Annotated in this window: 25 protein-coding genes; 7 read left to right on the forward strand and 18 right to left on the reverse strand. The window is 70.1% G+C overall.

What is annotated here, in order from left to right; translation table 11 throughout:
- Positions 1–8 precede the first annotated feature (8 nt).
- A complete protein-coding gene (lysS, locus tag AWB94_RS14600; protein ID WP_062655966.1) occupies positions 9–1,544 on the reverse strand; it encodes a lysine--tRNA ligase in 1,536 nt (511 codons plus the stop codon).
- Between the two features lie 23 nt (positions 1,545–1,567).
- Here lysS and AWB94_RS14605 point away from each other — a divergent pair, with 23 nt between their 5' ends.
- The gene (locus AWB94_RS14605; RefSeq protein ID WP_062655967.1) at positions 1,568–2,776 is read left to right on the forward strand and encodes an alanine racemase; all 1,209 of its coding nucleotides are present in this window, start codon (positions 1,568–1,570) and stop codon (positions 2,774–2,776) included.
- 13 nt (positions 2,777–2,789) lie between these two features.
- On the opposite strand, the gene AWB94_RS14610 is transcribed toward AWB94_RS14605, so the two are convergent.
- The 11 genes from AWB94_RS14610 to ftsH all read right to left on the reverse strand — a co-directional run bounded on the left by AWB94_RS14610 (position 2,790) and on the right by ftsH (position 12,406).
- Positions 2,790–3,599, reverse strand: coding sequence for a type III pantothenate kinase (locus tag AWB94_RS14610; protein WP_062655968.1), 810 nt, complete (start codon positions 3,597–3,599; stop codon positions 2,790–2,792).
- Complete coding sequence (gene panD / locus AWB94_RS14615) at positions 3,599–4,006, reverse strand: aspartate 1-decarboxylase (protein ID WP_062655969.1); 408 nt, start codon at positions 4,004–4,006, stop codon at positions 3,599–3,601. Before panD ends, AWB94_RS14610 begins: the two co-directional genes overlap by 1 nt.
- Complete coding sequence (gene panC / locus AWB94_RS14620; RefSeq protein ID WP_062655970.1) at positions 4,006–4,941, reverse strand: pantoate--beta-alanine ligase; 936 nt, start codon at positions 4,939–4,941, stop codon at positions 4,006–4,008. Before panC ends, panD begins: the two co-directional genes overlap by 1 nt.
- Positions 4,938–5,900 carry a Rossmann-like and DUF2520 domain-containing protein gene (locus tag AWB94_RS14625; RefSeq protein ID WP_062656155.1) on the reverse strand — a complete coding sequence of 321 codons (963 nt, stop codon included), beginning with the start codon at positions 5,898–5,900 and terminating at the stop codon, positions 4,938–4,940. Before AWB94_RS14625 ends, panC begins: the two co-directional genes overlap by 4 nt.
- Positions 5,901–5,981: 81 nt before the next feature.
- Positions 5,982–7,280: a DUF6779 domain-containing protein gene (locus tag AWB94_RS14630; RefSeq protein WP_201029518.1), complete on the reverse strand. Its 1,299-nt coding sequence runs from the start codon at positions 7,278–7,280 to the stop codon at positions 5,982–5,984.
- Between the two features lie 77 nt (positions 7,281–7,357).
- Positions 7,358–7,834, reverse strand: coding sequence for a DUF3180 domain-containing protein (locus AWB94_RS14635; RefSeq protein ID WP_062655972.1), 477 nt, complete (start codon positions 7,832–7,834; stop codon positions 7,358–7,360).
- On the reverse strand, positions 7,834–8,349 hold the full coding sequence (gene folK / locus AWB94_RS14640) for a 2-amino-4-hydroxy-6-hydroxymethyldihydropteridine diphosphokinase (RefSeq protein WP_062655973.1): 516 nt from the start codon (positions 8,347–8,349) through the stop codon (positions 7,834–7,836). The genes AWB94_RS14635 and folK overlap by 1 nt, the downstream gene beginning before the upstream one ends.
- Positions 8,346–8,726 carry a dihydroneopterin aldolase gene (gene folB, locus AWB94_RS14645; RefSeq protein ID WP_062655974.1) on the reverse strand — a complete coding sequence of 127 codons (381 nt, stop codon included), beginning with the start codon at positions 8,724–8,726 and terminating at the stop codon, positions 8,346–8,348. Before folB ends, folK begins: the two co-directional genes overlap by 4 nt.
- Positions 8,719–9,516 carry a dihydropteroate synthase gene (gene folP, locus AWB94_RS14650; RefSeq protein WP_062656156.1) on the reverse strand — a complete coding sequence of 266 codons (798 nt, stop codon included), beginning with the start codon at positions 9,514–9,516 and terminating at the stop codon, positions 8,719–8,721. Before folP ends, folB begins: the two co-directional genes overlap by 8 nt.
- 32 nt (positions 9,517–9,548) lie before the next feature.
- On the reverse strand, positions 9,549–10,148 hold the full coding sequence (gene folE / locus AWB94_RS14655; protein ID WP_062655975.1) for a GTP cyclohydrolase I FolE: 600 nt from the start codon (positions 10,146–10,148) through the stop codon (positions 9,549–9,551).
- The gene (gene ftsH / locus AWB94_RS14660; RefSeq protein ID WP_062655976.1) at positions 10,145–12,406 is read right to left on the reverse strand and encodes an ATP-dependent zinc metalloprotease FtsH; all 2,262 of its coding nucleotides are present in this window, start codon (positions 12,404–12,406) and stop codon (positions 10,145–10,147) included. Before ftsH ends, folE begins: the two co-directional genes overlap by 4 nt.
- Positions 12,407–12,554: 148 nt before the next feature.
- On the opposite strand from ftsH, the gene AWB94_RS14665 reads away from it, so the two are divergent.
- Positions 12,555–13,478, forward strand: coding sequence for an alpha/beta fold hydrolase (locus tag AWB94_RS14665; RefSeq protein ID WP_062655977.1), 924 nt, complete (start codon positions 12,555–12,557; stop codon positions 13,476–13,478).
- Positions 13,479–13,531: 53 nt separating this feature from the next.
- Positions 13,532–14,266 carry an SIMPL domain-containing protein gene (locus AWB94_RS14670; RefSeq protein ID WP_062655978.1) on the forward strand — a complete coding sequence of 245 codons (735 nt, stop codon included), beginning with the start codon at positions 13,532–13,534 and terminating at the stop codon, positions 14,264–14,266.
- On the opposite strand, the gene AWB94_RS14675 is transcribed toward AWB94_RS14670, so the two are convergent.
- From AWB94_RS14675 to dacB, 5 genes are read right to left on the reverse strand one after another with little or no spacing between them, the layout of a single operon-like run.
- Positions 14,263–16,485, reverse strand: a complete 2,223-nt coding sequence (locus AWB94_RS14675) for a molybdopterin-dependent oxidoreductase (RefSeq protein WP_062655979.1) — start codon at positions 16,483–16,485, stop codon at positions 14,263–14,265. The two genes, AWB94_RS14670 and AWB94_RS14675, sit on opposite strands and share 4 nt — an antisense overlap.
- Positions 16,486–16,503: 18 nt before the next feature.
- Positions 16,504–17,094 (reverse strand): hypoxanthine phosphoribosyltransferase, encoded by a 591-nt coding sequence (gene hpt, locus AWB94_RS14680; RefSeq protein WP_201029519.1) that lies wholly within the window; start codon positions 17,092–17,094, stop codon positions 16,504–16,506.
- A 43-nt stretch (positions 17,095–17,137) separates the two neighbouring features.
- Positions 17,138–18,106 carry a tRNA lysidine(34) synthetase TilS gene (tilS, locus tag AWB94_RS14685; RefSeq protein WP_062655981.1) on the reverse strand — a complete coding sequence of 323 codons (969 nt, stop codon included), beginning with the start codon at positions 18,104–18,106 and terminating at the stop codon, positions 17,138–17,140.
- On the reverse strand, positions 18,085–19,167 hold the full coding sequence (locus AWB94_RS14690; RefSeq protein ID WP_062656157.1) for an Rv3626c family coenzyme F420 biosynthesis-associated protein: 1,083 nt from the start codon (positions 19,165–19,167) through the stop codon (positions 18,085–18,087). Before AWB94_RS14690 ends, tilS begins: the two co-directional genes overlap by 22 nt.
- The gene (dacB, locus tag AWB94_RS14695; protein ID WP_062655982.1) at positions 19,164–20,549 is read right to left on the reverse strand and encodes a D-alanyl-D-alanine carboxypeptidase/D-alanyl-D-alanine endopeptidase; all 1,386 of its coding nucleotides are present in this window, start codon (positions 20,547–20,549) and stop codon (positions 19,164–19,166) included. Before dacB ends, AWB94_RS14690 begins: the two co-directional genes overlap by 4 nt.
- A gap of 84 nt (positions 20,550–20,633) precedes the next feature.
- Between dacB and AWB94_RS14700 the strand changes: the two genes are divergently transcribed.
- From AWB94_RS14700 to AWB94_RS14715, 4 genes are all read left to right on the forward strand, one after another.
- On the forward strand, positions 20,634–21,122 hold the full coding sequence (locus AWB94_RS14700; RefSeq protein WP_062655983.1) for an inorganic diphosphatase: 489 nt from the start codon (positions 20,634–20,636) through the stop codon (positions 21,120–21,122).
- Between the two features lie 74 nt (positions 21,123–21,196).
- Positions 21,197–21,673 carry a 2-oxo-4-hydroxy-4-carboxy-5-ureidoimidazoline decarboxylase gene (locus AWB94_RS14705; RefSeq protein ID WP_409365963.1) on the forward strand — a complete coding sequence of 159 codons (477 nt, stop codon included), beginning with the start codon at positions 21,197–21,199 and terminating at the stop codon, positions 21,671–21,673.
- 46 nt (positions 21,674–21,719) lie between these two features.
- Entirely contained in the window at positions 21,720–22,739 is a 1,020-nt protein-coding gene (gene alc / locus AWB94_RS14710; protein ID WP_234811740.1) for an allantoicase, read from the forward strand.
- Positions 22,740–22,759: 20 nt separating this feature from the next.
- A complete protein-coding gene (locus tag AWB94_RS14715) occupies positions 22,760–23,896 on the forward strand; it encodes a serine hydrolase domain-containing protein (RefSeq protein ID WP_062655985.1) in 1,137 nt (378 codons plus the stop codon).
- On the opposite strand, the gene AWB94_RS14720 is transcribed toward AWB94_RS14715, so the two are convergent.
- A complete protein-coding gene (locus tag AWB94_RS14720) occupies positions 23,881–24,849 on the reverse strand; it encodes a 2-hydroxyacid dehydrogenase (protein WP_062655986.1) in 969 nt (322 codons plus the stop codon). The two genes, AWB94_RS14715 and AWB94_RS14720, sit on opposite strands and share 16 nt — an antisense overlap.

A 24,849-nucleotide genomic window follows, 5' to 3' on the forward strand; every position in this document is an offset into this window, starting at 1 on the left:
ACGCACAATCAGTTACCGTGCCTACGCACAATGGGGAACAAAACGGTCTCCCGAATCGACAGCCCCGTCAATGCCATCAACAGCCGGTCAATACCCATTCCGGTGCCCGTTGTGGGCGGCATCGCATACTCCAGTGCGGCGAGAAAGTCCTCATCCAGACGCATTGCCTCGTCATCACCGGCGGCCGCCGCCCGGGCCTGGTCTTCGAACCGCGCGCGCTGGATCACCGGGTCGATGAGTTCGGAATAACCCGTGGCCAATTCGAATTTACGGACATACAGGTCCCATTTCTCCGTGACACCGGGAATGCTGCGGTGAGCGCGGGTCAGCGGGGTCGTCTCGACCGGGAAATCCCGCACGAAGGTGGGCGCCCACAGCTGCTCGCCGACGGTGTGCTCCCACAGTTCCTCGACCAGTTTCCCGTGTCCGTAGCCGCGATCCGTCGGTATCTCCAGCCCGAGCCGATCGGCAATTGCGCGCAAGGTCCCGACACCGGTTTCCGGCGTGATCTCCTCCCCCAGCGCCTCCGACAGCGACGGGTACATTTGCAGCGACGGCCATTCACCGTCCAGGTCGTACGTAGTGCCATCCGGCAGCGGCACCTGCCTCGTGCCGATCGCCTCGTCGGCTACCTCCTGAACAATTTCGCGGGTGACCCGGGCCGAATCGTCGTAGGTGCCATAAGCCTGATATGTCTCCAGCATCGCGAATTCGGGCGAATGGGTGGAATCCGCGCCCTCGTTCCGAAAGTTGCGATTCAACTCGAAGACCTTCTCGAAACCGCCGACCAGACACCGCTTGAGGAACAACTCCGGGGCGATGCGCAGGTACAGATCGGCATCGAGGGCATTCGAGTGGGTGACGAAAGGCCGGGCCGCCGCACCGCCGGGCAGCGTCTGCAACATCGGCGTCTCGACCTCGAGGAAACCCCGGCGCTCCAACGCGGAACGGACCGCCCGCACCACCGCGATGCGCTGCCGGGCAATGGTCCGCGCCTCCGGCCGGACGATCAGGTCGACGTAGCGCTGCCGGACCCGGCTCTCCTCGCTCATCTCCTTGTGCGCCACCGGCAGCGGTCGCAGCGCCTTGGAAACGATTTGCCAGGAATCGGCAAGCACAGACAATTCACCGCGCCGTGAACTGATCACCTGGCCGTGCACGAAGACGATGTCGCCGAGATCGACGTCGGCCTTCCAGGCGTCCAACGATTCCTGCCCGACCTCGGCCAGGCTGATCATCGCCTGCAGCTGGGTGCCGTCACCGTCCTGCAGCGTGGCGAAACACAGCTTGCCCGAGTTGCGGGCGAAGACCACCCGCGCGGCCACCCCGACGATATCGCCGGTCTGGGTGTCGACCTCCAGGTCCGGGTAGGCCGCGCGCAGCTCGGCCAGCGAGTGGGTGCGGGCCACCTGCACCGGGTACGGATCGCGCCCCTCGGCGAGCAGGCGCTCCCGCTTGGCCTGACGAATGCGGTACTGCTCCGGAATGTCGTCGGAGTCGGCCGAGTTCGCGGCGGGCCGGGCGGAAGCATCAGAAGAACTCACGACGTGCCAGCTTAAATGAACACGTGAACCCGCCGCCGCACGCTGCCTTCGCCGCCCTTGCCGGTGAGCGCCTGGACTGGCGTTTCAAGGGCGTCCCGCCGGACTGGCAGGACGCCACGGTGGCCGAGATCCTGGCCGCCGCGCCGGTGCTCTTCGAAGCGGGTCCGACCGGTCCGGTGTGCGTGCTGCGGGCGGCCGCGCTCGCCCACAACCTCGCCGCCATGGCCACGTGGTGCCGGGACCGGGGCGTGCTGCTGGCGCCGCACGGCAAGACCCACATGTCGCCGCAGCTGTTCGCCAGGCAGTCCGCCGCCGGTGCGTGCGCCGTCACGGTGGCCACCATCGCGCAGGCGCGGGTGTACCGGGCGTTCGGGGTGGACGCCGTCGTGCTGGCCAACGAACTCGTCGAACCGGCCGGATTGGCCTGGCTGGCCCGCGAGCTGGACACCGACCCCGGTTTCGGCGCGGTGTGCTGGGTGGACTCGGTGCGCGGGGTGCAGCTGATGACCGATGCGCTCGCCGGGGCCACGCGTGCGCTGGACGTGTGCGTCGAGGTGGGCATGCCGGGCGGCCGGACCGGCGCTCGGACCGCGGCCGAGGTGGACGAGGTGGCCAGGGCGGCCGCGGCATCGCCGCGGTTGCGCCTGGTCGGGGTGGCCGGCTACGAGGCCGCTCTGGGCGGCGAGCGCAGCGACGGGGCGACCGCCCGGGTGCGGTCCTATCTGGCCGAGATGCGTGCGGCGGTGACCCGGCTGGCCCCGCTGTTCGGGACCGACGAGGTGATCGTCACCGCCGGCGGCAGCAGCTACCCGGACGTGGTCGCCGACGAGTTGGCCGGCGCGGCGCAGCGGGTGATCCTGCGCAGCGGCTGTTATCTGACCCATGACCACGGCTTGTACGCGGCAACCTCGCCCCTGCCGATGCGTCCCGCCATGCAGGTGTGGGCCCCGGTGTTGTCCCACCCCGAACCGGGCCTGGCGCTGGTCGGCATGGGCCGGCGCGACGTCTCCTTCGACGCCGGCCTGCCCGTCCCGCTGAGCCTGCCGGGGGCCACGGTGACCAAACTCAACGACCAGCACGCCTACCTGGAGACCGCCGGACACACCGTCACGGTCGGCGACCGGCTCGGATTCGGGATTTCGCACCCCTGCACGACATTCGACAAATGGCAGCTGATCCCGGTGCTCGACGACGCGGACCGGGTGGTTGACCTGGTGCGGACGTTCTTCTAGTTGGGGCGGCCTTCTAGTTGGAGCGGCGCAGCCGCTGGTTGTCCCGGTTGCGTTCGTACACCAGCCGTAAACCGTCCAACGTCAGGTTCGGTTCGTAGTGTTCGACGGTGCGCAGATCCGGCAGCACCAACGGGGCCGAATGCCCGGTCGCCACGACGGCCACGTCACTGCCCGCGAAACCGTCCACATCCGAACGGATCCGGCTGACGAGGCCGTCCACCAGGCCGGCGAACCCGAACACCGCCCCGGCCTGCATGCACTCCACGGTGTTCTTGCCGATCACCGAGCGCGGCCGGGTCAGTTCCACCCGGCGCAGCGCGGCCGACCGCGCGGCGGCGGCATCGGAGGACACCTGCACACCGGGGGCGATGGCACCGCCGAGGAATTCACCCTTGGCCGACACCACGTCGACACAGATCGACGATCCGAAATCGACCACGATGGCCGCCGAGCCGTACTTGTGAAAGGTGGACAGGCAGTTGACGATTCGGTCCGCGCCAACTTCCTTCGGGTTGTCCACGAGCAGTGGGATGCCGGTGCGCACGCCCGGTTCGATCAGCACATGCGGCACCGACGGCCAGTACTGATCGAGCATCAGCCGGATCTCGTGCAGCACCGACGGCACCGTGGACAGGGCGGTGGCCCCGGTCAGCTGCTCGGTGGCATCGCCGATCAGCCCGTCGATGGTGAGGGCCAACTCGTCGGCGGTGACCTCGGATTCGGTTCGGATGCGCCAGTTCTGGGTCACCTTGGCGTGATCACCGGAACCGGAGACCAGTCCGACCACCGTGTGGGTGTTGCGGACGTCGATGGCGAGCAGCATCAGCGCGGCGACATCAGGCCGGACGCGTCTGCCGGCACGAAGGCGGGATCCGACCCGAGGTCGATCTGCCGGTTGGCGGCGTCCACGAAGACGATTCTCGGCTGGTGTTCGCGGGCCTGCGCGTCCTCCATGGTGCCGTACGCGATCAGGATGACCAGGTCACCCGGATGCACCAAGTGCGCTGCCGCACCGTTGATCCCGATGATCCCGCTGCCCCGTTCGCCGGTGATGGCGTAGGTGACCAAGCGGTTGCCGTTCTCGATGTCGACGATGGTCACCTGCTCACCCTCGAGCAGGTCGGCGGCGTCCATCAGGTCGGCGTCGATGGTCACCGATCCGACATAGTGCAAGTCGGCCTGCGTCACCGTGGCGCGATGGATCTTCGATTTGAGCATGGTGCGTAACATCAATTCCTCCAAGGTAATTCATGCTCGTCGTACTCGACGTCCGGGCCGAGTCCGGATGGCACGCCGATATCGATGGCGATGTTGTCCAGCAGTCGGGTGCCGCCGAGTCTGGCCGCCACCAGCATTCGCGCCCGGCCCTGCTCGGGGGCCGGGCCCAGCCAGGCGTCGCGCACCACTAGGTAATCGACCTCGATGGCCGGCACCTCGTCGAGCACCGCCCGCGCCGCGTCCAGTGCGGACTGCACGCCCTCGCCGGCGCCGTACATCCCGGCCAGCAGCGCCGCCGACAGCGCGCTCGCCTGTTCCCGGTCGCTGTCGCTGAGGTAGCGGTTGCGCGAGGACATGGCAAGGCCGTCGGCTTCCCGCACCGTGGGCACCCCGACGATGCGGGTGTCCAGGTTGAAATCGTCGGCCATCTGCCGGATCAGCACCAACTGCTGGTAGTCCTTCTCGCCGAAGTAGGCCCGGTCCGGCCGGACGATCTGCAGCAACTTCAGCACGACGGTCAGCATTCCGGCGAAATGCGTTGGCCGCGAGCCACCTTCGAGTTCGGACCCGAGCGCACCCGGGTGCACACTGGTCCGCGGCCCGTGCGGGTACATGTCCGCCACGGTCGGCGTGAACACCACGTCGACACCTTCGGAGCGCAGCGCCGCCAGGTCGGCCTCCAGGGTGCGCGGGTAGGCGTCCAGGTCTTCCCCGGCGCCGAACTGCAACGGGTTGACGAAGATCGACACCACCACCACCGAACCCGGTACCTGCTTGGCCGTGCGCACCAGGCTCAGATGCCCGTCGTGCAGGGCGCCCATGGTCGGCACCAGCGTCACCCGGCGGCCGGTGGCCCGCAGCGCGCGCGTCAGGTCGGCGACATCCGACGGGCGGGTGTAGACGTTGAGCTCACCGGCGGTGAAGCTGGGCGGTCTGGTCGCGTTCACTGCTGATCCGTCACCTTTCGTGCGAGCACGTCGAACACTTCCTTGGGTGCGTGCGCGCGCTGGGCGGTACGCAGTGAATTTGCCCGATAGGCTTGTGCCAGTTCAGGATCGGACTCGATAAGGGCGAGCAGATGACCGGCCACCGCGGCCGCGTCACCGCGCGCCACCGGACCGGTGAGCGCGGACTGCCCGCGCTGCAGCGCGTTGTCCAGCGACGCTCGGGCCAGCGGGCCGACGATCCGTTCGGCCAGCCCGCCCGGTGCGTCGCCGACCAGTTCCTGGCCGAGCAATTCGTTGCCGCGCAAGGCATGACGCAGCGCGGCGAGCGAGTCGAGCACCACGGTGACCAGATGATTGCTGGCGTGCGCCAGGGCCGCGTGATACAGCGTGCGGGCATCCTCGCGGACCCGGAACGGCTCACCGCCGATCTCGAGCACCAGGGCCTGGGCGATGGCGTAGCCGACCTCGTCGGCGGCGGTGACACCGAAACAGGTGTCGGGCAACCGGCTGATGTCCTCATCCGATCCGGTGAAGGTCATCGCCGGGTGGATGGCCAGCGGGATGCAACCCTGCTCGGTCAGCGGGGCCAGCACACCGACGCCGTTGGCGCCGGAGGTGTGCGCGACGATCGTGCCGGGCCGGACCGCCGAGGTCGCCGCCAGACCGGAAACCAGTGCGCCCAACTCGGAGTCCGGGACGGCGAGCACCAGGAGTTCGGCGCGGGCGGCGACGTCATGGACCGGCAGGACCGCGGTGTCCGGCAGCCGCCGGGCCGCGCGGTCGCGGGACGCCCGGGAGATCGCGCTACAGGCCACCACCACGTGGCCGGCCCGCTCCAGCGCCACCCCCAGCGCGGACCCGACCCGCCCGGCCGACACCACGCCGACCGTCAACCTGGCCGGGCGCAGGCCGTCGGGCCCGCCGCTGGCAGACCACGAAGCCGAAGGGGACTGCACCATCGCAGTGACCTCGCACATTTCTTGAGATTCGGTCGTTCCGGTCCTGCCCTGCAGGTACCGGACGGTCGCCAAGAGCGTAGCTCACTCCTCGCGGCGGCGACGCCGCCCACCTCCGGTCTGACCGGCCTGCAACCGCGACAGCAGCTCCGAAACGGGTTGGCCACCCGCGTGCTGACCTGCGCTTTCCTCCGGGGTTTCGGGAGCGGGCTGGGGCTCTCCGGGGCCGCGGTGCCGGGCCGGACGTCCCGCACTGTCCCCCGTCGCTTCGCTCGGCCGTACGGGTTCCTGCGGCAGTGGCGGCGTCGCCAGCGTCGGCGGGGCCGGACTTTCGGACGCTGCGGCATGCCGCGAACGCGGCGGCACCTCGGGCTCGCCGGTGCTGGAGTGCCGCCCGCGCCGGGTTTCCACCGGCGGCGGGGTCATGGCGGGTTCGGGATGCACCGGAGCCACCGGCGGGGTGCCGTTGGCCGGGGCGGACACCCAGTTGCTCCCGGGGGCGCCGGCCGGAATGAAGTGGCCCTCCGCCGGCGCGGGCCGCCAACCGGCGGCCGGCTCCCGCGGCTGGGCCGGCGGCGGTGTCCACATCGGCGGCGGCGCCGGCTCGGGTTCGGGCTGGGGTGGCGGCGGGGCTTGCCACACCGATTCCCGGACCGGCGGCGCGACGGGCGGCTGGGGCTGCGGGGGTGGCTCGCTCCACGGTGGCGGCTGCTCGGCTTCACCGGCCCGGCGGTGCGCTCCGCCGGCGGGCTGCCACGGCGCCCACGGCGGCTCCGGTACCGGCGGTTCGGCGGGCACGTCGATGATGGGGCTTTCCTCGGTGCGCGGCTCCGCGGCGGGCCGGGGCGGAGTGAACGACGGTACGAAGGGCTCGGCCCGCTCCCCCTCGTCGATGCGGCTGGCGATGACACGGCCGGCCGGGCGATCGGTTTCCAGCGCGGGCCGCTGGTCGAGGTCGGTGTCGAACAGGATCTCCAGATTGTTGCGCAGCGCCGCCAGCTCGGCCCGCAGGGCCGCGATCTCGTCGGCGGCCTGGGCGCGCAGTTCCGCGGTCAGCTCTCGGCGCAGTTGCGCCTCCACCGCGAGTTCGTATTCGCGCCGCGCCGAGATCTCGCGGTCGAGTTGGAGATCGTAGACCAGCTTGAGATCGCGCACCTTGGCCTGGTCGACATCGCTCTGCCTGCGATAGATGACCGAGACGAAGGCGGCGACCACCGCCGCCCACAACGCCAGCACCACCGCGAGTTTGAGCAGTTCCACCCGATTGGTGAACACCAGCACCGAACTGGCCACGATGGCCAGCACCAGCAACACCGACAGCAGTATCCATCCCGGCCTGCGGGACGCGCGCCGAACACGCATGCCGCGGGACGGATCGGTCATGGGCCGACTGTACCGTTCACAGGTCACATCGCGTGTCGACCGCTCCGGCGATTCGAGCGGGATTCGGCGCCCATCGGCTACTCGGGTGCCGCCCCCCGCGGCTCCTCCGGCTCGTCGGGCGACTTGCAGCAATGCTGTAACCACAGGGCCGCGATCACCAGGGCCAGCGCGCACAGTGCGGCCACCACCGCGCCCGGGGTGTCCTCACCGGCGACGCGTAACGCGCCCCGGCGTGGCAGCAGATAGCCGAGAACGCCCACCCACCAGCCGAACACCAGCGCGCCCACCCAGGCGGACGCCTTGGCGGTGACCACCGAGCGGGCCACCGCCAGCGGATGCAGCCTGCCGCCGCCCACCCCGATGCGCCCGTCGCGGATCTTTGCCCGCACGTAGTGTCCCCAGCCGGCTTCCACGCCGGCCACCGCGAACAGCGAAACCCCGGTCAACAAGGTGATCGGCGGGAACCATTTGTACAACCCGACCACCAGCAGATAGCTCACCACGGCGGCGATCACCGCGGCCACCACCAGATCGCGTTTGCGGGTCAGGCCCATCAGCGACTCAGCACCAGGTCGGTCGGCCGGACACCGGCACGCTCCCTGGCGTCCAGTTCGGCGAGCAATGCGGGCACCGGCTGTTCGGCGCCGGCCACCCACAGCCGCGCGTCGGGTTCGGCGGCCAGCCATGGGATCAGCACGAAGGCACGCAGATGCGCGTACGGATGCGGCAGTGTCAGCCATGGGTCGTCACTGCGGATCTGCTCGGACCCGTCCCGGCAGATGACGATGTCGACATCCAGGGTCCTTGGTCCCCAATGGATTTCGCGTACCCGGCCGGCGGCATCCTCGAACTCCTGGCCGAGCCGCAGCCAGTCGGCCGGGCTGCGGTCCGGATGTTCGGCGATGACGACGGCGTTGAGGAAGGGGCCCTGCTCCACCCCACCCCAGGCGTCGGTCTCATAGACCGGCGAGACCGCCCGCACGCAGCCGTCGAGGCCGTCGACCACCGACTGCAGGTGGGCGAGCCGGTCGCCCAGGTTGGAACCGATGGACAGCACGGCGTGGGTCATGATCGCTCCCGCATCCCGCGTCGGGATCGCCGCGCCACCACCGCAACATCGGTGAACGTCAACGGGATCGGCGCACCGGGCTTGTGCACGACGACCTCGACCGCATGCACCCGGGGATCGGTCATCACGTCGTCGGCGATCTCGGCCGACACCGTCTCGATCAGGTTGCGCGGCGGACCGGCGACGATATCGGCGGCCCGCTGGGCCAGCGCGCCGTAATCCAGGGTGTCGGCCAGTTCGTCGCTGGCGGCGGCCGCCGCCAGGTCCACCCACACCGTCAGGTCGACGACGAAGTCCTGACCGTCGCGACGCTCATGCTCGAAGACCCCGTGATGACCGCGGACGGTCAAGCCGCGCAACTCGATTCGATCAGCCATGCTGCCAAGCCTCCACCACTGCCAGCGCGTCGACCGACGCCCGCACGTCGTGCACGCGCACTCCCCATGCGCCGTCCCGCGCGGCGAGCGCGGAGATCACGGCGGTCGCGGTCTCCCGGCCCGCCGGCGGGCGCGGCCGGCCGTCGGCGCCGGCCAGCAACGTGCCGAGGAACCGCTTGCGGGAGGCACCCACCAGCACCGGCAGGCCGGTGCCGACGAATTCCGGTAGTGCCCGCAGCAACGTCCAATTGTGCTGGGCGGTCTTGGCGAAGCCCAGGCCGGGATCGATGATGAGGTTGTCGGCGGACACCCCCGCCGACACCGCGGCATCCGCGCTGCGCAGCAGTTCCTCGCGCACCTCGGTCACCACATCGGTGTAGGGGGGCACCTCGTGCGGGCGGTCCGCGCCGACCGAACGCCAATGCATCAGGATCCACGGCACCCCGGCCTCGGCGACCACGCCGGCCATCGCCGGGTCGGCCCGACCGCCCGACACGTCGTTGACGATCCGCGCGCCGGCCGCCAGCGCCGCCTCGGCGACCGCGGCGTGCATGGTGTCGATGCTGAGGGTGAGGCCATGGGCGGCAAGCTCTTTGACGACCGGCACCACCCGGCCGGTTTCCACCGCAGCGTCCACCCGGGTGGCTCCGGGCCGGGTCGACTCCCCACCGACGTCGATGATCGCGGCCCCGTCGGAAACCAGCTGCAGGGCGTGCGCCACGGCGCGGTCACGATCCAGGAACTGTCCGCCGTCGGAGAAGGAGTCGTCGGTGACGTTGACGACGCCCATCACCACGGGGGCGGGAGGCAGCGTGCTGTCGGTCACTTCCGCAGGATCAGTTCCAGTGCCTCGGACCGGGACGCCTTGTCCGTCTTGAACTGTCCGCGCACGGCCGATGTCGTGGTCACGGCGCCGGGCTTGCGCACCCCGCGCATCGCCATGCACAGGTGCTCGGCCTCGATGACGACGATCGCCCCGCGCGGGTCGAGCTTGCGCATCAGGGCATCGGCGATCTGCGCGGTCAGTCGCTCCTGCACCTGCGGACGCTTGGCGTACAGGTCGACCAGTCGGGCGATCTTGGACAGCCCGGTCACCCGGCCGTCCAGACCGGGGATGTACCCGACGTGTGCCACCCCGTGGAAGGACACCAGGTGGTGCTCACAGGTGGAGTACATCGGGATTTCCTTCACCAGCACCAGTTCGTCGTGCTGTTCGTCGAAGGTGGTGTTGAGCACCGCGTCCGGATCGGTGTACAGGCCGGCGAAAATCTCCCGGTAGGCACGGGCGACCCGGGCCGGGGTGTCCACCAGGCCGTGCCGGTCCGGGTCCTCGCCGACCGCGAGCAGCAGTTCCCGCACGGCGGCCTCGGCACGCGGCTGATCGAAATCGCGCAGCGCCGCGTTGGCCTGGCTGGCCGTCACCGGCGCTCCTCCGGCGCCGGCTCGCCGTGGGCCGGCGGGTAGGGCGGATACGGCTGCTGTTGGTGCGGCGGATACCCCGGCTGCTGCGGCGGGGGGTACCAGTAACCCTGCTGCGGCGGCTGCCCGCCGGGCTGGCGCGGCGGCCAGCCGGGGGCGTGCCAACCGGCCGGGGCGCCGTAGTCAGGCTGTGCGGGCTGGGCACCGTTGGGTGTCCCGTTGCTGCCATTGGCATGACCACCGACACCGTTGCCGTTCTGGCCTGCGGCGGCCTCGGCGGCCGCGTTCGCCTTGGCCATCGCGGCCTTGAACGCCGGTTCGGGCACCGGGGGCGGCCACGGTTCGCCACGCTCCATGGCGATCTCGCCGGGCGTCTTGATGGGCGGCTTGTCCGAGGGGATACGGCCACCGAAGTCGTCGAACATGGTCAGTCGCGGCCGCTTCTTCACATCCTTGAGGATGCGCTCCAGGTCGGGGCGGTGCAGGGTCTCCTTCTCCAGCAGCTCACCGGCGAGCACGTCGAGGGTGTCGCGGTACTCGGTGAGCACCTCCCACGCCTCGGTGTGGGCGGCCTCGATCAGCTTGCGCACCTCGTCGTCGATATCGCGGGCCACCTCGTGACCGAAATCGGCCTGGGTGCCCATGGTGCGGCCCAGGAACGGGTCGCCGTGTTCGGTGCCGTAGCGCACCGCACCCAGCTTCGGGCTCATGCCGTGCTCGGTGACCATGGCCCGGGCCACCTTGGTGGCGTTCTCGATATCGGATACCGCACCCGTGGTCGGCTCGCGGAAGATCAGTTCCTCGGCGGCCCGGCCACCGATGGCCATCACCAGCCGGGCGATCAGCTCGGACCGGGTCTGCAGCCCCTTGTCGTCCTCGGGGACGGCGACCGCATGCCCGCCGGTGCGGCCGCGGGCCAGGATGGTGACCTTGTACACCGGATCCAGGTGCGGCATCGCCCAGCCGGCCAGCGTGTGACCGGCCTCGTGGTAGGCGGTGATCTTCTTCTCCAGCTCGCTGATGATGCGGCCCTTGCGGCGCGGTCCACCGATCACCCGGTCGACGGCCTCTTCCAGGGCCGGTCCGGTGATGATGGTGCCGTTCTCCCGGGCGGTCAGCAGTGCGGCCTCGTTGATGACGTTGGCCAGGTCGGCGCCGGAGAACCCGACGGTGCGCTTGGCCAGGCCGTCCAGGTCGGCGTCGGGGGCGATCGGCTTGCCCTCGGAATGGACCCGCAGCACGGCGCGCCGGCCGGCCAGGTCGGGATTGGAGACCGGGATCTGGCGGTCGAATCGGCCGGGACGCAGCAGCGCGGGGTCCAGGATGTCGGGCCGGTTGGTGGCGGCGATCAGGATGACGCCCTGCCGGTCACCGAAGCCGTCCATCTCGACGAGCAGCTGGTTGAGGGTCTGCTCGCGTTCGTCGTGGCCACCGCCCATGCCGGCGCCACGCTGCCGACCGACGGCGTCGATCTCGTCGACGAAGATGATGCACGGGCTGTTCTGCTTGGCCTGCTCGAACAGGTCGCGGACCCGGGACGCGCCGACGCCGACGAACATCTCGACGAAATCCGAGCCCGAAATCGTGAAGAACGGAACCCCGGCCTCACCCGCCACAGCACGCGCCAGCAAGGTCTTACCGGTGCCCGGCGGGCCGAACAGCAGCACGCCCCGCGGGATCTTGGCGCCGAGCGCCTGATAGCGGCTCGGATTCTGCAGGAAGTCCTTGATCTCGTAGAGCTCTTCGACCGCCTCGTCGGCGCCCGCGACATCGGCGAACGTCGTCTTGGGCATGTCCTTGCCCAGCTGTTTGGCCTTCGACTTGCCGAAACCGAAGCCCATCCGGCCGCCGGTCTGCATGCGGGAGAACATCACGAACAGGCCGACCAGCAGCAGCAGCGGCAGCAGGTAGATGAGCAGGGAGCCCAGCACACTGCCCTGGTTGACCACGGTGTTGGTCTTGACGTTCTTCGCCGTCAGCGCGTTGAACAGGTCGACCCCGTACCCGGTCGGGTACTTGGTGATGATCTTGTCGTTGTTCTCGGTGTCGCCGTTGCCGGATTTCAACTCCAGCCGCAGCTGTTGTTCCCGGTCGTCGATCTGGGCGCTCTTGACGTTGTCCGTGTTGATCTGGGAGACCGCCACGGAGGTGTCCACCGGGTGATATTGGCGGGTGTCGTCACTGAAGTAGAAGAAGGACCAACCCAGCAGCAGCACGACCGCGATCGCGGTGACTGTGCGGATCACGTTTTTACGGTTCATCGATGTCTTCCGCCGGCGCGGTGGCCGACCCGGTCCTTCCAATGTGCGCAGTATGAGAACTTTCAGGCTACCGCTAGACCAACGATCGGCAGTTCCCGCCGTGGGATCAAACTCACCTTTTGCCCCGCCCGTGTGCTTGGGTGGGTGCGTGCTGACACCGACCGAGCGGTCAGTCGCGACCAATGGTGTGACGCTGCGGATCACCGAGGCCGGCGAGCGGGGTGCGCCGGTGGTGGTGCTGGCCCACGGATTCCCGGAGCTGGCGTACTCGTGGCGGCATCAGATTCCGGCGCTGGCGGCCGCCGGTTATCACGTCATCGCCCCCGACCAGCGTGGCTACGGCGGGTCGTCGTGCCCGCCGGCGGTCGAGGACTACGACATCGTGGCGCTGACCGGGGATCTGGCCGGCCTGCTCGACGATGTCGGTGCCGAGCGGGCGGTGATGGTGGGCCACGACTGGGGGTCACCGGTGGTGTGCAGTTTCGCCCTGTTGTACCCGGAGCGGGTGACGGCGGTGGCCGCGCTGAGTGTGCCGCCCGTACCGCGGGCGACGGAACCGCCCACCCGGATCTGGCGCAGGCTGGTCGGCGACGGCTTCTTCTACATCCTGCATTTCCAGGAGCCGGGCGTCGCCGACGCACAGCTGGCCCGCGATGTCCGCGCCACCATGACGCGCATGTTCGCGATGCAGGGGTTCACCGCGCCCGCGGCCGATCTCGCGGGCGATCCGCTGCCGCCGCTGCCGGAGTGGATCGGTGCCGACGAGTTCGAACGGTATGTGGCGGCGTTCGAGCGGACCGGGTTCACCGGCCCGCTGAACTGGTACCGCAACTTCGACCGCAACTGGGAGCTGACCGAAACCACCCCGGCCCGCACCATCACGGTTCCCACCCTGTTCCTGGCCGGCAGCGCCGACCCGGTGCTGAGCTTCACGCCGCGGCACCGCGTGCACGACGTGGTCGCCGGCCACTACCGGGAGGTGCTGCTCGACGGGGCCGGGCACTGGTTGCAGCAGGAACGCCCCGCCGAGGTCAACGCCGTACTGGCGCAGTTCCTCGCCGACGTGCGCTGAGCCCGGGCGCAATCCTCACCTGGACAGTTGCTTTCAGCCGCTAGGGTGCGAACATGCCCCTCGCGCGACGTGTAAAGGTCCGGATCGGTCTCACCGCGATCGCCGCGGCTCTCGCCATCGGCAGCGCCGCCTGCGATTCGAAACCCGCTCCGCAGGCGGGCGAGAACGCGCCGCGTCAGGTGACGGTGATCGGCAGTGGGAAGGTGCAGGGCACCCCCGACACGCTGACGGTATCGGCGTCGATGGAGGCCACCGCACCCGATATCACCGCGGCGCTGAACCAGACCAGCCAGCGCCAGCAGGCGGTGATCACCGCGCTGGGCGGGGCCGGTGTGGAGAAGAAGGACATCAGCACGTCACAGGTGTCGCTGCAGCCGCAGTACAACATCGACGGCTCCACCATCTCGGGCTATCGGGCCAGCAACTCCATCGAGGTGAAGATCCGCAAGATCGACACCGCGTCGAACGTGTTGTCGCTCATCGCCAATACCGGCGGTGAGGCCACCAGGATCAACTCGATCAATTACTCGATCGAGGACGACTCGCAGCTGGTGAAGGACGCCAGGGCGCGCGCCTTCAACGATGCCAAGGACCGCGCCGACCAGTACGCGCAGCTGTCCGGGCTGGCGCTGGGCAAGGTCATCTCGATCTCCGAGGTGCCGGCCGGTGGCACCCCACCGCCGCCGCCCACGCCGATGCCGCGCGCGGCGATGGCCGAGGCGGTGCCGCTGGAGCCCGGGCAGCAGACCGTCGGGTTCTCGGTGACGGTGGTCTGGGAGCTGACCTAACCGGCCGGGGCGATGTCGACCGGGATGCCGTTGAGCACGGCGGTTCCCGACAGCGGGTCCAGCGCGGCACCGTCGTTGAGCTGATTGACGTTCACCCCGGGTTCCGCCGCGGCGACACCCAGCCGGGTGCCCTCGCGGTCGTGACCCCAGCCGTGCGGCAGGGACACCACGCCGCGGCGCATATCCGCGGTCAGCTCGACCGGGGCGATCAGCTCTCCCCCGGGCCCACGCACCTTGGCCGCGTCGGTCAGGCCCAGCTCGGCGGCATCCTCGGGGTGCACCTGCAGCGTGCACGTGTTGGTCCCGCCGGTCAGCGTCGCCACGTTGTGCATCCAGCTGTTGTTGGACCGCAGATGCCTACGGCCGATCAGTACATACGCCTCGGCGGTCCGGCCGATCGACTCGCGCAGCCGGGCGCTGTCGGCGACCAGCGGGCCCGGCGCCAGCTCCACCTTGCCCGAAGGAGTCGAAAGCACTTGTGCCAGACGGGGTTTCAGTGGACCCAGGTCGATACCGTGCGGCGCCTGCAGTAGCCGGGCCAGCGTGAGCCCGTCCGGGTCGGCCCCGAAACCGTCGCCGTAGGGACCGAGGCGCAGCATCATGTCCAGCCGGCGCTCGTAGCCCCGGGTGCCGGTCAGCGCCGCGGCGAGCTCCTCGGCGGGGCGGCCGTGCACGGGCGAGTTCGGGTTGGCGATGGCCTTGGCCAACGTCGCGGCGATGATCTGGTCGTCGACCAGGCCGGGGTCACCGTGCGGGCCGACCCCGAACACGATCAGGGCGATCCGGGACAGGATCTCGGCCTCGTCGGGCCTGCCGTCCGCGGCGGGCAGCACCGGCGGGGTGTAGCGCACGTTGTTGCGCACCGCCAGGTTGTTCAGCGCGAAGTCGAAATGCGGGCTGGCCGACGGTGGGGGCGGGGGCAGGATGACGTCGGCATGCCGGGTGGTCTCGTTGAGGTACGGGTCGACCGACACCATGAACCCGATGCCCGCCAGCGCGCGGTCCAGCCGCGCGCCGTCGGGCGCGGACAGCACCGGGTTGCCGGCGATGGTGATCAGCGCCTTGAGCCGGCCGTCGCCGGGGGTGTCGATCTCCTCGGCCAGCGCCGCCGCGGGCAGTTCGGACAGCACCTCGGGATGCCCGGAGACCCGGCTGCGCCAGCGTCCGGTGACGAATCCGCGTCCTGGCCCGGGCTTCTTCGGTGCCGGGGCGGTCGCACCGAGCGGGAACATCGCCCCGCCGGGCCGGTCCAGGTTCCCGGTCAGGACGTTGACCACGTCGACCAGCCAGCTGCCCAGCGTGCCGAATTCGACTGTGGAGGTTCCGATTCGGCCGTACACCGCCGCGGACGGCGCCGCGGCGACCTCGCGGGCGAGCTCACGGATCTCGGTGGCGGACACCCCGCAGTGTTCGGCCACCGCCTCCGGCGCGAATCCCGCGGCCAGTGCGCGCACCTCGTCGACGCCGTCGACCAGATCCGCTATCGCCCCCAGATCGGTGAGCCCCTCGTCGAACAACACGTGCACCACCGCGAACAGCAAAGCGGCATCGGTGCCGGGGCGTGGCGCGATGTGCCGGTCGGCCAGTGCGGCCGTCCGGGTGCGGGCCGGGTCGATGACGGTGAGCCGGCCGCCGCGGCGGCGCAGTGCGCGCAGCTTGCCGGGGAAGTCGGCCGCGGTGGCCAGTGAGCCGTTGGACACCATCGGGTTGGCACCGATGATCACCAGGTGGTCGGTGCGGTCGATATCGGGCACGGTGAAGGCGACGGGGCTGCCGAACAGGTAGCCGAGGGCGACATGTTTGGGCATCTGGTCCAGCGTGCTGGCAGAGAACACCTGTTTGGTGCCGAGCGCCTTGGCGATCACGGGCGCGTACAGCGCTCCCGCGACGGTGTGCGCGTTCGGGTTACCCAGGTACACCCCGACCGACGTCCCGCCGTGCGCGGCCAGCACCTCGCCGAGCCCGGCGGCCGCCGCCTCGAACGCCTCGGCCCAGGTGGCCTCGACCAGTTCGCCGTCGCGGCGGATCAGCGGGCGGCTCAACCGGTCCGGATCGTTGTCCAGGCCCGGCAGGCTGGCACCTTTGGGGCAGATGAATCCGGCGCTGAACACGTCGTCGGCGTCACCGCGGGCATGGGTGACACGGCCTGCCTCGATGGTGAGCACCAAACCGCAGGTGGCTTCGCAGAGCGGACAGATCCGAAGGGCTGTTTCGGTCATCACCGCATTCTGCGCCGGTTACGGGTGCTCGTACACCTTGGGTTCCAGCGTGCCGATGAACGGCAGGTCACGGTAGCGCTCGGCGTAGTCCAAGCCGTACCCGACGACGAACTCGTTGGGGATGTCGAAGCCGATGAACGAGATGTCGACGTCCGCGCGCACCGCCTCCGGTTTGCGCAGCAGCGCGCACACCTGCAGCGAACGCGGGCGCCGGGTGGCCAGGTTGCGCAGCAACCACGACAAGGTCAGCCCGGAGTCGACGATGTCCTCGACGATCAGCACGTGCCGGTCGTTGATGTCGCGGTCGAGATCCTTGAGGATCCGCACCACCCCCGATGACGAGGTGGACGACCCGTAGGAACTGACCGCCATGAATTCCAGTTGGGTGGGCAGCGGGATGGCGCGGGCCAGGTCGGTGACGAACATCACCGCGCCCTTGAGCACCGTGACCAGCAGCAGGTCGTCCTCACCGGCAACGAGGTCGCGGTAGTGCTCGGCGATGCTGGCCGCCAATTCGGCGGTGCGCGTCTGGATCTGCTCCTCGGTGTACAGCACCGACTTGATGTCACCGGAATACGACTCGGCGGCGGAATGCGCAGGCACGCCCACAGCGTGCCACGTGAACGCGCCCGGTTCCAATGTCGGCCGTGGATCAGACCGGTTCGGTGTACATCGTCAGCATCCCGTCGCGGCGGGCGGCGAACAGCCGGGCCGGCCGCGCGCCGCGTCGGGGTGCCGACGTGACGGCCACCCCGCCCTGCCCGTGCCACCCGGTGACCAACGCGTCGACGCGGTGGATCTGGGCGCTGGTGAGATCACGCGCGCCGCCGTCGAGCAGCCAGCGCCTGATCACCCGGCGGCGCACCGCGGCGGGCAGGCCGGACAGCGCGGTGACGTCCAGGCCGTCGCCGCGCCGCGCCTCGGCCAGGGTCCGGGCGGCCAGTGCGTCGAGCGCCTCGGAATCCTCACGCAGCGCCGCGGCGGTGCGGGCCAACGCGTCGGCCACGCCACCCCCGAGCACCTCCTCCAGCAGGGGCAGCACCTCGGTGCGCAGCCGGACCCTGGTGAAGCGCGGGTCGGTGTTGTGCGGGTCTTCCCAAGGCCGCAGGCCCAGTTCGGCGCACGCCGCCCGGGTGACCGCGCGCCGCACGGCCAGCAGCGGGCGGCCCCAGGGCGCGTCGTAGTCACGCATACCCGCGATCGACCGGGCCCCCGAACCGCGCCCCAGGCCGAGCAACACGGTTTCGGCCTGGTCGTCCAGCGTGTGTCCCAGCAACACGGGCAGTCCGGCGCGGGCCTCGTCGAGCGCCCGGTAGCGTGCCGTCCGGGCCGCCGCCTCGGGGCCACCCTCGGTGCCGACATCGACCGTGATGACTTGTGCTGCAACGCATCCCAGATCCATTGCCTGCCGGTGCGCGGCGCCGGCGATCTCGGCCGAATCGGGCTGCAAGCCATGGTCGACGATCAGTGCGACGGTGGGCCGCACCGTCGCCGCGACCGCGGTCAGCGCCAGCGAGTCGGCGCCGCCGGACAGCGCGACGCACCACCGTCGGCCACCGTGCGCGGCCGCGAACGCACCGACGGCGGTGCGCAGCCGTGTTACAGCATCCGGTCGATCCACCGTTGCGGCTCTTCGATTTCCGTGGGCAGCGGTAAAGTCTCGGCACTGGTCCAGATGGTGTTGAACCGTGCCATGCCGACCCGGCCCACCACCTCGTCGACGAACACCTTGCCCCTGGTGTACTGGCTCATCTTGGCGTCGAAGCCCAGCAGGGCCCGGATGATCCGTTGCAGCGGGGGTTGTCTGCGGTGCCGCCGGTCGTCGAACCGGCGACGGATGGTGGCCACCGACGGCACCACCGCCGGCCCGACGGCATCCATCACATGTTCGGCGTGGCCCTCCAGCAGGGTGCCCAGCACCAGCAGCCGGTCCAGCGCCTGCCGTTGCGGTTCGGCCTGCAGGGCGCGTAGCAGGCCCACCACACCGCCCGAATGCTGTTCGGCGGCTTCGCCATTGCGTTGTTCCTTGACGTACTCGGCGATGCGGCCGACCACTTCGCCGACCTGCTCGCCGGCATCCTGGGTGAGCGTGGCCAACGCGGACGACATGTACTCGGGCAGCCACGGGTTGGCCCGGAACTGCACCCGGTGGGTCACCTCGTGCAGGCATACCCACAACCGGAAGTCGGTGGGGTCGACCCGCAATTGCCGTTCCACCGCAATGATATTCGGATAGACGAGCAACAGCCCCCCGGCCATTGTGTCGATCCCCGGGTCGCTGCGCTCCTGCCCGCCGGATGCGAACGGGTCGTACTGGCCGAGGATGCCGGAGGAGACGAATGCCAGCACTGCGCCGGTCTGCGCCCCGGTGATCTTCGACGTCAGGAATCCGCCCGGGGCACCGGTGCCGCCGGTCATCACCCGCATCGACCCGGTGGCGGCGCGTACCCACTCCGGGCGGTCCACCACCCGGGCCTCGGCGATGTCGGCACCCTCGTTCAGCCCGGTCACTTCGCGCACCGGAAGCTCAGCGCGCCTTGACAATTCGGAGAGCTGGGCAATGGCCTGGTCGCGGGTGTAGTCGGTGGTGGCCGGGGCGGGCCTGGTCAGCTTGGCGCCGACCGTGGCGGCGAACTCCCAGTCGACGGCGCCGCCGACGGTCAACCGGGCGGCCGGGCTCATCCGCCGCACCCGCACGACCGCAGCACCGCGGCCAGCGCGTCCAGCGACGTCCGCCCCGTCGGGCCGGCGTTGTTGGACATCAACGCGAAGGTCAGTACCCGCCCGCTCACGTCGGTGACGATGCCCGCCAGCGTGTTCACCGCGGTCAGCGACCCGGTCTTGGCGCGCAACCAGCCCGCGGCGGCCTTACCGGCGTCGGTGTCCAGGTAGCGGTTGGACAGCGTGCCACTACCACCGGCGATCGGCAGCACGTCGACCAGCGGGCGCAGCGCGGGGTGATCCCCGCTCACCGCGGCGACCACCGCCCCGTCCAGCGTGTCGGCGGTCAGCCGGTCGTCCACGGACAGCCCACTGGAATCCACCAGCACCGCGCCGGTGGTGTCGACACCCACCTTGCGCAGTTGGGTCAGCACGGCCTGCACGGCACCGTCGAAACTCTGCGGGCGGCCCAGCGCCGCGGCGACCTCACGACCGGTCGATTCGGCCATCACGTTGTCGGATTCGTTCATCATCTGCCGCAGCCGCTCCAGCAGCGGCGGCGATGCCACCGAGGCGAGCTGCCTGGCGTCCGGGATCGGCGCCGAGGCGACGGTGACGGTGGCCGGATCCACGCCGAGCGCGGTGGCCAGCGCGCGGCCGGCGTCCAGGCCGGGGGTCGGCGACCGCCGCGAATCGACCGATACCGGCTGGGTGCGGCCGCCGTCGAGCATCACCGACTCCATCGGCGCGATGTCACCGCCGTCGATATCGGCCGGATCCCAGCCCGGTGCCATGGTGGGCCCGCTGTATGCGGACAGGTCGACCTGCACGGCGGTCACCGTGATGCCGCTGCGCTTGACCTGATCGGCCAGATCACTGATCCGGGCGGCGCCCTTGTACCAGGTCGGCTTGCCGGCCGGAGCCGCCGACAGGGTCGGATCGCCGCCACCGTGCAGCACCACCAGACCGGGCGTGGACCCGGCCAGCACCGTGGTGCTCAGCGTGGCGCCGCGGTCCAGGGTGGCCAGTGCCGCCACGGTGGTGAGCACCTTGTTGGTCGAGGCGGGCAGCATCGGCACGGTTGCACCCTGGGCCCACAGCTCGGCTCCGGTGCCGGCGTCGGTCACCCGCCCGGTGAGCGTGCCCAGGTTCGGATCGGCCAGCGGACCGGCCAGGGCGGCGGCCAACCCGGCCGCCGACGGCTCGTCGGTGTCGTTGCCCAGCGCCTGGACGCCGGGGGCGGCGGTGGCCGGGGCCGGTTGCGGCCGGATCGCGTCGGTGTTGCGGGCGGCGGTGTCCCCGGAGGCCATCAGCGCGGCGACGCCGACGACGACGGCCACGAGTACCAGTACCACCAGGCCGATCACCAGGTGGGTGGATCGGCGCCACCGAGCGGGCCGCATATAGAGCAGGGTATCGCTACCTCTAGGGTGGACCCGCGTCGCGATGGCGGCGCCCGCGCCGTCATCCGTCCCCATGGAGGAGCTTTGAGCGAGCAGTTCGACGTCGTCATCGAGATCCCCAAGGGATCGCGCAACAAGTACGAGGTGGACCACGAGACCGGGCGGGTCAAGCTGGACCGCTACCTCTACACCTCGTTCGGTTACCCGGCCGACTACGGGTTCTTCGAGAACACCCTCGGCGAGGACGGCGATCCGCTGGATGCGCTGGTGCTGCTGACCGAGTCGGTGTTCCCCGGCGTCATCGTCGAGGCCCGGCCCGTCGCGATGTTCCAGATGACCGACGAGGCCGGCGGCGACGACAAGTTGCTGTGCGTGCCGGCCGGTGACCCGCGCTGGGACCACATCCAGGACCTGGCCGACGTGCCGCCGTTCGAGCTCGAGGCCATCAAGCACTTCTTCGTGCACTACAAGGACCTGGAACCGGGCAAGTTCGTCAAGGCCGCCGACTGGGCGGGCCGGGATGCCGCGGTGGCCGAGCTGGCGCGCTCGATCGAGCGGTTCAAGGCGCACTGAACCCTGGTGCCTGAGTTTGCACCGTCGTAACACGCGGTAACCCGGGTGTGTCCTGCGCCTTCGATCATGGAGGCGTGTTGATGCATCAGGGGATCGGCCTCGAAGCGTTCAATGCCATGCCGCAGCGGCGCGCCATGCACGCCGTGTACGAGTGCGTGCACTGTGTGACGCTGGCCGGGGATCTCGTCGCCGGGCGGCCCTACCCGAACCACGACGCGTTGTTCCGCCGGGCCGACGCCTTGCTGTTCGGCCTGTCCGAGCAGTCGGTCGACGCGATCCTGCAGGCCTACCCCTGTTCGGTGCGGCCCTGTGACGACGCGGAGCGGTCCGCGCTGCGGGCCGCCGAGCAGCGCTACACCGACAAGTTCGGCTTCGACTACGTGATGTACGTCGCGGGCCTGTGTGCGCCCGACGTGCTCACCACGATCGCCGACCGCATGCACCACGACGTGGAGACCGAGCGCAAGGTGGTGCGCAACGAGCTCGCCAAGATCAACCGGACCCGGTTGGAGCGGATGCTCGGGCCGGAGGGCGGGTTCGACAACTGGTAGTCGGGCTCGCGATGGGCGCTTGCGCGAAGAGCATTAGGCTCTTCTGGTGAGCAGTGCTACCCCTCCCCACTTCCTGGCTTTCCCCGATCTGGCGTCGCGCGCCGCGGGCGGTGCCGTGCTCTGGGCCAACGACGAGGTGTTCGCCGAGAAGGAGAACCTGATCACCCCGGCCCCGGCCGAACACCGGCCGGCCACCTTCGGTCACAAGGGCCAGATCTACGACGGCTGGGAGACGCGCAGGCGCCGCGGGGCCACCCCGGATTCCTGCGATTCGGCCATCATCAGGCTCGGGGCGCCGGCCCTGGTGCACGGCGTGGTGGTCGACACCGCCTGGTTCACCGGCAACTACCCGCCGCACATCTCGGTCGAGGCCGCCAACGTGGCGGGTCATCCCTCCGTCGAGGAGCTGGTGCACAAGACCGAGTGGACCACCATCGTGGAGCGCGCCGCGGTCAACGGCGACACCCGTAATCCGTTCCCGGTCAAGTCGACTCGGCGGTGGACGCATGTGCGCCTCTCGATGTACCCCGACGGCGGTATCGCCCGGTTGCGGGTGCACGGCCAGGGCGTGCTCGATCCCGGTTTCGCTGCCGCGCTGCCGCTGGACCTGGCCGCGCTGGAGAACGGCGGCCGGATCACGGCGTGTTCCAACATGTTCTACAGTTCGCCGAACAATCTGCTGCTACCCGGAACCCCGCGGCACATGGGCGAGGGCTGGGAGACGTCGCGCCGCCGCGATGCCGGCAACGACTGGGTGCAGGTGCGGCTGGCCGGGCAGGGGCTGCTCGCTGCCGCGGAACTGGACACCAGCTATTTCGTCGGTAACGCGCCGGGCTGGGCCCGGTTGTCCGGGCGCAGCGGTGACGGCGACTGGTTCGAGGTGCTGCCGCGCACCGATCTGCAGGCCGACACCCGGCATCGCTTCCTGATCGAGGACGACCGTCCGGTCACCGAGGCCCGGCTGGACATCTACCCGGACGGCGGGATGGCCCGGCTGCGGCTCTACGGCCACTTGACCGACCTTGGGCGCCAACAGGTTCGCCAGATCTGGGAGGCCAGCGCCTGAATCGGGCGGATGATGTCCCGATGACCGTGCACGGACATTGGGACAACCGCTTTGACAAGCTCGTCGACGCCCTGGCCGAGGAGATACGCAGCGGCGCCGAAGTGGGCGCCGCCATCGCCGTCGACATCGACGGTGAGCTGGTACTGGACGTGTGGGCGGGCCATGCCGATGCCGCCCGGACGACGCCGTGGACCCGGGACACCATCGTCAACGTGTGGTCGTCGACCAAGACGGTCACCAGCCTGGCCGCGCTGATGCTCATCGACCGCGGGCTGATCGATGCCGACGACCGGGTGGCCGAGCATTGGCCGGAGTTCGCCGCCAACGGCAAACAGGACGTGCGGATCCGCCATCTGCTCACCCATTCCTCGGGCGTCTCGGGGTGGGAGCAGCCGGTCGTACCCGAGGACATCCTGGACCGGGCGAAATCCACCGCCGCGCTGGCCGCGCAGGCACCGTGGTGGGAGCCGGGCACGGCGTCGGGCTATCACGCCCTGACCTACGGCCATCTGATCGGCGAGGTGGTGCGCAGGGTCACCGGCAGCCCGCTCAAGGAGTTCGTGCGCGACGAGATCGCCGGCCCACTCGGGGCCGACTTCCAGATCGGCGCCTCCCCGGACGATACCGACCGGATCGCCGAAATCATCCCGGCCACCGAGCCTTTCGACCTGCCGCCGATGGATCAGTGGCCGGCGCCGATGCTGAAGACCTTCACCGGCCCGGCGCCCGATCCGGCCATCGCCAACACCGCGGCGTGGCGGGCCGCCGACATCGGCGCGGTCAACGGGCACACCAATGCCAGGGCCCTGGCCAGGATCCTGTCGGCGATCTCGCTCGGCGGTACCGTCGACGGCGTCACCCTGCTGCGCCCCGAGACCGTCGAGAAGATCTTCGAGGTGCAGCTCGACGGGCCCGATCTGGTGCTGGCCGGCCACCCGCTGCGCTGGGGCCTGGGGTTCGGGCTGCCCAAACCGGAGACGATTCCCTACGTGCCGGACGAGAAGATCTGCTTCTGGGGCGGCTGGGGCGGGTCGTGGGAGACCATGAACCCCGACCGCCGCGCGACCGTCGCCTACGTGATGAACAAGATGGGTCCGGGCGTGGAAGGATCGGCGCGCACCGACCGGTACTTCCGCCTGATTTACGACGCGCTCTGAGCCACCACGTTGCGCAGCTGTTCGCCCCGGCCGAGGCGGCCGATGTTGGCGGCGATATCGTCGGCCCGGCCGGCGAAGGTGTCCGCGGTGACCCCCGACGAGTGCGGGGTCATCAGGATGTTGGTCAGCTCGTGGAACGGCAGCCCGGCAGGTGCACAACCGCCCGTTCCCGGCGCCGGGTACCGGTACCACACGTCGATGGCCGCGGCGCGAATGCTGCGGTGCAGCAACGCATCATAGAGGGCGTGCTCGTCGACCAGCGGGCCGCGGCCGACGTTGATCAGCACACCGTCGGCGCCCAGAGCCGCCAGCTGCGCGGCACCGATCATGCCGGTGGTCGCGGCGCTCAGTGGGGCCGAGACCACCACCACGTCGGATTCGGCCATCAGCCGGTCCAGGGCCGATGCGGTGTCGGCCGCCCAAGCCAGACCGTGCGCCGGGTCCACCCGTCCCGTCCCGGTGACGGCCGCACCGGTGCAGCCCAACGCGCGCAACAACTCCCACGACCGTCGGCCGATATGCCCGAACCCGACGAAGCCGACCCGCGCGCCCGCCACGGTGGACGGTTGGGTGATGGTGTCGTCGTACACCGAGGTGGCCCACACCCCGCGCCGCAATGCGCGGTCCTGCGCCAGGAAATCCCGGCGCAGGGTGATCGCGGCACCGAGTACGTACTCGGCGATCGAGCGTTCGTGATGGAAGGTGTTGGCCACCTGGACGTCCGGACCCAGAGCGGTGAAGTCGACCCGGTCGGTACCGGCTCCTGCCACGTGGACGAGTCGCAGCTTCTCGGCGACGGCCGCCATTTCGGCGGTGAACCGGCCGCCGACGTAGACCTCCGCGGTGCGCAGCGCGCGCTCGTCACCCCAGGCGACGCGGGCACCGGCCGGCAGCGCGGCCTCCAAGCGGGCGCGATGCGGTACCAGATTGCGGTCGGCGACCAGGATCTGCAT

Origin of the sequence: Mycolicibacterium canariasense (assembly GCF_002101555.1) — a bacterium.
Taxonomy (GTDB): Bacteria; Actinomycetota; Actinomycetes; order Mycobacteriales; family Mycobacteriaceae; genus Mycobacterium; species Mycobacterium canariasense.